General features: G+C 64.2%; 8 protein-coding genes. All 8 read left to right on the plus strand.

The window, feature by feature from the left end; genetic code table 11:
• Positions 1-1795 precede the first annotated feature (1795 nt).
• The 8 genes from M0Q17_RS10305 to M0Q17_RS10340 all read left to right on the plus strand — a co-directional run bounded on the left by M0Q17_RS10305 (position 1796) and on the right by M0Q17_RS10340 (position 5978).
• A complete protein-coding gene (locus M0Q17_RS10305) occupies positions 1796-2308 on the plus strand; it encodes an isochorismatase family protein (protein WP_295086563.1) in 513 nt (170 codons plus the stop codon).
• Positions 2309-2533: 225 nt separating this feature from the next.
• Complete coding sequence (locus tag M0Q17_RS10310) at positions 2534-2779, plus strand: hypothetical protein (RefSeq protein WP_295086565.1); 246 nt, start codon at positions 2534-2536, stop codon at positions 2777-2779.
• A gap of 347 nt (positions 2780-3126) precedes the next feature.
• Positions 3127-3273 carry a hypothetical protein gene (locus M0Q17_RS10315; RefSeq protein ID WP_295086567.1) on the plus strand — a complete coding sequence of 49 codons (147 nt, stop codon included), beginning with the start codon at positions 3127-3129 and terminating at the stop codon, positions 3271-3273.
• A 2-nt stretch (positions 3274-3275) separates the two neighbouring features.
• Positions 3276-4370, plus strand: coding sequence for a hypothetical protein (locus tag M0Q17_RS10320; protein WP_295086569.1), 1095 nt, complete (start codon positions 3276-3278; stop codon positions 4368-4370).
• Between the two features lie 132 nt (positions 4371-4502).
• Positions 4503-4799: a hypothetical protein gene (locus tag M0Q17_RS10325; protein WP_295086571.1), complete on the plus strand. Its 297-nt coding sequence runs from the start codon at positions 4503-4505 to the stop codon at positions 4797-4799.
• Between the two features lie 42 nt (positions 4800-4841).
• The gene (locus M0Q17_RS10330) at positions 4842-5054 is read left to right on the plus strand and encodes a hypothetical protein (protein WP_295086573.1); all 213 of its coding nucleotides are present in this window, start codon (positions 4842-4844) and stop codon (positions 5052-5054) included.
• A 243-nt stretch (positions 5055-5297) separates the two neighbouring features.
• Positions 5298-5561, plus strand: coding sequence for a hypothetical protein (locus tag M0Q17_RS10335; RefSeq protein ID WP_295086575.1), 264 nt, complete (start codon positions 5298-5300; stop codon positions 5559-5561).
• 9 nt (positions 5562-5570) lie between these two features.
• Entirely contained in the window at positions 5571-5978 is a 408-nt protein-coding gene (locus M0Q17_RS10340) for a hypothetical protein (RefSeq protein WP_295086577.1), read from the plus strand.
• Positions 5979-6438 lie beyond the last annotated feature (460 nt).

Raw genomic sequence — 6438 nt, forward strand, 5'->3', positions numbered from 1 at the left:
CCCCCATGCTCGGAGCCTAACCTAGCGAGATTCTTCCTTTTGCGGAGGCAGTCTCCCCCGCATATCAAACCCAGAACGGCTGTCCGACCGAATGACCATATATGGTCATCAGACTGAACAACCCCCCAGGGTCATTTAGACCCGCTCGGCCAGCGATTTGTGCCACTGTGCCATGGCACAACTTGGCGCACATCTGGCCCAATGTGAGCCAGAGCGGCACACTGCCATGGCACACGCCTTCGGCGTTAGCCGGGGGCCCTGTGGGGCTCGGATTCTCCGGACCGGGAACGCTGGCGGTGCACAGGGTGTTCGGGCAGCTACCGTGTAGGTAGGGAACACCTATCGCCCGCAGGGACGGAAGCGCGGGCCAGCGAGGACTTCGGTTGTATTGTCGGGAGCTTAGGGGGTCCGACCTGGCTTTGGGGGGACTCTCGGTCCGGGGTGTCTCAGCTCGCCGTGGTGCGCTCCTAGGTCTGTTCACCCCCGTGGGGGGTTGGGGGACTGGCCCGAGACGCTGGCGGAGTGAGATTCCGGGGTGAGGGGCTCCTGGTCTGCCGAGGTCGAGCGCCGAAGGCGCCTGACAGGGCAGACCTTAGCCCGGGTCCCGGGGTTCGGTCAAGAGTTATTTTCGGACCCACGGAAAAAAGATCCTGGTGAGGCCCTTACCCTCAGGGACCCCGGGGAATTCCGTGTACCAGGAAGGGCCCCCCACGGAGCGGGTAGGGTCGTGGACCCCCGGGCCTTCCGTGTGGATGGAACTGGGGGCTCTGGTGGGGGTCCCTACGGAGCCCCCCGGCTACCCGCCTTGAAGGGGCGGCGTTCCATCCCTATGGAAGGGGGTTCCGAGGTAGGGGTTGCGGGTGTAGAGTGGGCCCATGACCATCTGGCTGTACGTAGCTCTGGGGGTGTACGCTGCCCTCTGCATCATCCCGGTAGCGTTCGTGGGAGGGCTCGTCTCGATGATCGAGTACGACTTCCCGAGCGGGGGGCACCTCAGCCTAGGCATTAGTCACGCCTCACAAACCTCTCGGTTAACGAGGCGTTCCGATTCCTGCTTCACCGAGGGCCGCCGCCCACCCCGGCCCTGACGGGCCTTGGTCGGCGGGCTTACACCCTCTCCACAGGCGTTTTTCGTCTCCCAGTACCTCCGGGCGACGGTTGAACTTGAGATCCCCAGCTTGGTTTTCGTTAGGGAGATCAACGGATTGGCTTCTGAACTCTAAGCCTTTTACCCCGAGGAAGCAATTCGCCTCGGGAACCACCTAAAGCTTACGTTTCAGAGATCACGCTTAGGCTTGGTTTTCACCTAAGCGGATTTCAGTGTAGACTCCCTAGGATCCTCAGTCAAGAGGGAAATATGACCTCTCAGACAAATCCGTTAGAGTACCGCCCCCGGCTAGAGTACCGCCCCTTAGGCAGGGGGTGGTGCCGGACGATCCTTCTTGGTGGGTGCCCCTTCTTGGTGGGGTTGGTGCCGGGGCGACGGGCTCGGGTAGCCTTCCGACCTAAGGGCCGGAACCAGGGGTGGCCATGGCGGGGTTTCGTGCGGACCCTTGATGGCCGGGAGCTATGGGCCGGGGTGCTACGCAAACCCTTGGGGGTCCGGGGGCTGCTCGTTGCCGCCGAGATCCTGCCGCGAGGTTGACTCAACCCGTAGGTGTGCTACTCTACAAACACCGTAGAGGCGCTATGATCCCGGAGGAGAACTCCGGGTCTGTCGCGACAGCATGAAACACGCCTCGGCAAGGGCCTTCACCTTCACGGGTGGGGGCCCTTGGTCTATGGGCCTCCGGGTTTGGTTGATTCTCAACTTCGTCGGTTGATTCCGGGAGGGTTCCTGCGTAGTAGAGACATGTACACCCTGGTCATCGTTGACGTGCAGACGATGTTCCCCGCGGCGGCCAAGCGCAAGGTCCGTCGGGCCATCGTCCGGGAGATCGAGGCTGCCAAGGCCGCCCAGTGCCCGGTCATCGTGGTGGAGTTCGAGGCGTCCGGGGTCACCTACAAGAACATCCGGGATGCGTTGTCCGACTACCCCCGGAAGGCCCGGGTGCTGAAGGACAAGGACGACGGGTCGGAGGGGGTTGATGCGGTCCTGCCGAAGTTGAGTCTCAACCGGAAGGTACGCCTTTGTGGGGTCAACACGGACGCCTGTGTGCTGGCCACGGCACAGGGGCTCAAGCGCAAGCGGTACACGATCGAGGTCGTGGTTTCCGCGTGTGCTGCTGAGGACGAAGAAGAGCACGAGACGGGGCTCTACCTCCTGGCGGAGATGGGGGCCAAGCTCCTAGAAGAAGAGGCTGCATGACGGGGGAGAGCATCCTACGGACGGGGGAGTATCGGGGGGTGACCTACCGAGTGGGGTTCCGAACCCCTTGCCCCGGGATTGGGTGGGAGGTCTTGAACGCTCAGGGTAAGTGGGTTGAGTCCCAGGGGGCCTTCTACGACGGCGCTCTAGACCACCCGGAGGGTGCTGTCCTGTGGGCGGAGAACGCCGTCAAGCGGTTCATCGACTGGATGCAAGGAGACAACCATGCCTGAACACCCGCAACCTAGCTCTGGCTACGCCTACCTGGCAGACGACACGGTCCATGACCGGAACTTCCGTCGAGTCCCCGATGAGCGGTGGACGACGGTGTTGATCACCCCGGACAAGGCGGGGCCTTGGACCTGGCTGGGGACCCGGGAGATCGACGGCACCCGCTGTAACGTGTGGCGGGTCATCGAGCCGATGACCGGTTCCCCCGTGTGGTACGCCCAGTCGATGGTGGGCTGTTGAAGGGAGCATGACCGTGACCTACCAGCATCTGACCCTCCGCGTGCAGCGTACCCACTCCGACCAGGTGGGAGATGGGTGGGGTGACGAGGACCCCCAGGAGGTAGCTGAGCGGGCTACCCGGCACGAGATGCTGGCCGTCATGGCAGAGTACCCTGGGGCCCAGGTCGAGGTGTGGGGCCGGGTGCCCGAGGCCGTCCGGGTGGAGGGGGCAACTACCCCCACGGAGAAGCTCGAAATCACCGAGAATCTGGCTGAAATCCGGGCTCAGTCGTGGCAGGCGTTCTGCACCTGAGGTTGATTCTCAGCTTTCTCGGTTGATTCCGGGGAGGGGGCTACGTAGTAGAGACATGGACGATCGAACCCCCAGCAAGTTGACCCGCGAGGAGCGAAACGAGCTGGCCACCCTGTGGTCGACCTACCCCCTGACGGCGGCCGAGAAGACCCGGGAGCGGGAGCTGGTTGCCAAGATGAAGCTGACCCCCGAGGAGAAGTGACGATGACGACTGCCAAGGAAGCCTACGAGAGCGCAGTGAAGCGCCTGGTCGACCTCGACGAAGGGACCGAGGAGTACGAGGAGGTGTACGACGAGGTTCAGGTTGCCCGCGAAGCGTACTGTGACTCCGACGAGCCGCGGACCTGGGTGTTCGGGGGCGAAGGTGGGGAAGGCCATGACGACGTGACCTGCCGCCCCGCCGAGCTGGACCTCCAGGAGATCGCTGAGGACGGCACCTGGGATGTGGACCCCGAGAAGGGGTCCATCGCGGTTCTGGTGACGGCCACTTGCGAGGAGACGGACGAGGAACGCTCCCGCCTCTGCATCATCGACCCGGAGGAGCCTACGTGCCCGGTCGACGAGGAGCACGAGTGGACCGACGCCCTGGACCTCGCAGGTGGCTGCAAGAGCAGCCCTGGCATCTTCGCCAACGGGGCGGGGATCACCAGCATCCACGTCTGCGGCCTCTGCGGCATGAAGCGGGTCTACACCACCTGTTCGCAGGGGTGTCACGCTGAGACGGAGCACGACCACGACAAGACCCGCTACGAGGAGGATGCAGTCAGTCCCGAAGACTTGGCGGCCTACCACATTGGTGACCCGCCCGAGGCGGCCTTGGACGCGATGGCGGAGGGCAAGGGGCCCCCTCGGGACCTGGTCGTGGCCTGCTACCAGTGGGCCTCCCAGCACCGGGAAGCCGACACCATCCACGAAACGGCTGAGGACTGGTACGAAGCCTACGGCTGGCATCTGACGACGCAGCAGAAGGGTGATGTGGAGCTGCAGGCGGTGCTCTGGGCTGACCTCGACTCGGAGGACGAGGACATCGTCCAGACGTTGACCGAGGACGGGCTCACCCGCGAGGAGGCTCAGGCCATGGTGGCCAAGGCCCGGGAGATCCGGGAGGCGGCCGAGGGCATCGTGAGCGACCTCCAGAGGGCTGTGTCCTGCTGGGAGCAGCACGCCATCGAGTCCTGTGTGCGCTTCCTGCTGGATGCTCGCCGGAGCGAGTCGGAGCATGGGGACACCCCGGCCACGGACGCCCTGGGCGAGAAGCTCTTCGGCTACGAGGGCTGGCTGGCCTTCCGGAACGCCTGACCCCAAGTTGAGACTCAACCAAAGAAGGGACCCTACCTCGTGCCCCGTAACCCGAATCGGTTCTCCAAGGCCAACCTCGTCCAGTGGTTGGAGCGGCTCGTGCCTCCGAAGCTCACGGTAGGGTCGGCCCGGTTGGAGCAGGACGCGGAGCTGGGGCACATGAACCGGGGCATGGCAGCGGCTCAGGACGCCATCCGAGCCGAGGTGAAAGCCCGGTCGGGGCAGATTTCTCGGGCCGTGTGGGAGGCTCTCTTGCAGGACCACCTCCAGAAGGCCCGCGAGCAGGCGAGGACTCCGATCCTCAACGCCCACAACGGGTGGTCCCAGTGTGTGGGGTCACCTCCGGAGCGGTGGTTCTGGTACGGCTACTTCCGGCAGACCCTCGATCTGGGGGAAGACGCCGAGTACTACTTCCCTCCCAGAAAGTAACCGCTCCCGGCCGAAGTTGAGACTCAACCAAGAAAGGACCCCATGGACGCCCGCCGTTTCCCCGAGTTCCGGAGCCTAGTCACCATCGCCGTGAAGGAGGGGTGGACGGTGGAGATGACGGGGAAGAACCACTGGCGGTGGGTGCCCAAGGATCCCTGCCAGATCATCCTGGTCGTGTCCGGGACGCCCGCCAACGGGGATCGGTTCATCCGGAACCTGAAGGCTGACCTTCGACGCCGGGGGCTGGGGGTGTAGGTGCGCCCCTTGGGCCAACCCCCACGGAGACTAGACCGGCTGGACCCACAGCAGTTCGGGGGGTTGGAGTCGGTACCCGTGTGGTGGGACGAGACAGAGGAACCCGATGACGCTTCTCCCCCTGGGGATTCTTACGGGGACCGAGGGGTCAAAGCCCGTCGTTGTGGTCTGGTGGATCCAGCTCGAAAGCAAAATCACCCCCGCTGGTGGTTGCTTCTCAACCAAACCCGGCGTAGTAGAGACATGGCACAGACGATCAAGTGGGCAAAGACCGAGGCAGCAAGGTTCCTGCGCACGGTGACCCGGTCCAAGTGTGGCCGGTTCGTGATCGTGCGCAAGCAGTACAGCCTCCCGGCGGCTTCGGTGGCCTACATCGTGTACTACGCCAAGGCCGGCAAGGTCTGTCGGTTCCATGAGGCCCGCCTCGTCGACGCCAAGGAAGCCATCGAGGACATGATCGAGGACGGGGAGGTCTTCGACTGTCTCCCCACGGACCTCAAGCTCTGAAGGAAACCGATGAGAAAGCTGTTTTGGGCCCTAGTCTCGTCCTCTCTGGTGTGCCTGTCCCCGCTGGCTCAAGCCGATGAGCCGGTCCGGTGGAAGACCACCTGGACCCTGTACATCACCCCCAAGGTTGGACCGGAGCTGGTCCAAGAGCTGAGTTCCGCAGGCGGGGAGATTGCGCTCCCGAATCCGTCCGGTTGGGTCTGTCGACACGAACCCCCGGATTACTCGGACAGCGAGAACGTGGTCCGCTACCTCATCTGCCAGAACGTGGACATGGTTGCCACCGGCATTGCATGTGCTCGTCGATCCCGCACAGTCCAGTACGGAGCGCTCAAGCTCTTCGTCCAGGACCCTACCGAGTTGATCTTCAACAAGACCCACACCCTCGTACTCAAGTGCAGCACCCAGCCGGAATAGCCTCCCCTGTGGTTGATTCTCAACCAGATCCGGCGTAGTAGAGACATGGCACTCTGCATCACCCAGCACGAGCACCGCGGGGTCGAGTTCACGGTCAGCCCCCGGACCCCGTTCGGGGGCATCGGCTGGAAGATCCCCGCCCATGACCACCTGGGAAACCCTATGGCCCCCCCTGGAGTCTGGGGGAGCCTTCTACGACGGCTGCGAGGACCACCCCGAGGGGGCCTACGCGTGGGCCGAAGCTGCCTGCCGGAAGTTCATCGACAAGCTACTGGACGCACCATGACCCTCGGCGAGCAGTACGGCAATGAGGTCCGAGTAACCCAGGCCCTCAACGAGTCCACCCTCTGTCGGGAGTACCGGGAGCGGCTCACCAAGGCCCTGGGGGCGGACCCCATCATCGAGCCACCGGGCTCAGGGGCCTCGCACCGGGCCTGTGCGCCCCGCTGGTGGGCTGTTG

This window comes from Sulfurimonas sp. (assembly GCF_023229105.1).
Taxonomy (GTDB): Bacteria; Campylobacterota; Campylobacteria; order Campylobacterales; family Sulfurimonadaceae; genus Sulfurimonas.

Coding starts and splice junctions, on each gene's coding strand:
- M0Q17_RS10310 (WP_295086565.1), top strand. CDS start 2,534: ATGCCTGAACACCCGCAACCTAGCTCTGGCTACGCCTACCTGGCAGAC.
- M0Q17_RS10315 (WP_295086567.1), top strand. CDS start 3,127: ATGGACGATCGAACCCCCAGCAAGTTGACCCGCGAGGAGCGAAACGAG.
- M0Q17_RS10320 (WP_295086569.1), top strand. CDS start 3,276: ATGACGACTGCCAAGGAAGCCTACGAGAGCGCAGTGAAGCGCCTGGTC.
- M0Q17_RS10330 (WP_295086573.1), top strand. CDS start 4,842: ATGGACGCCCGCCGTTTCCCCGAGTTCCGGAGCCTAGTCACCATCGCC.
- M0Q17_RS10335 (WP_295086575.1), top strand. CDS start 5,298: ATGGCACAGACGATCAAGTGGGCAAAGACCGAGGCAGCAAGGTTCCTG.
- M0Q17_RS10340 (WP_295086577.1), top strand. CDS start 5,571: ATGAGAAAGCTGTTTTGGGCCCTAGTCTCGTCCTCTCTGGTGTGCCTG.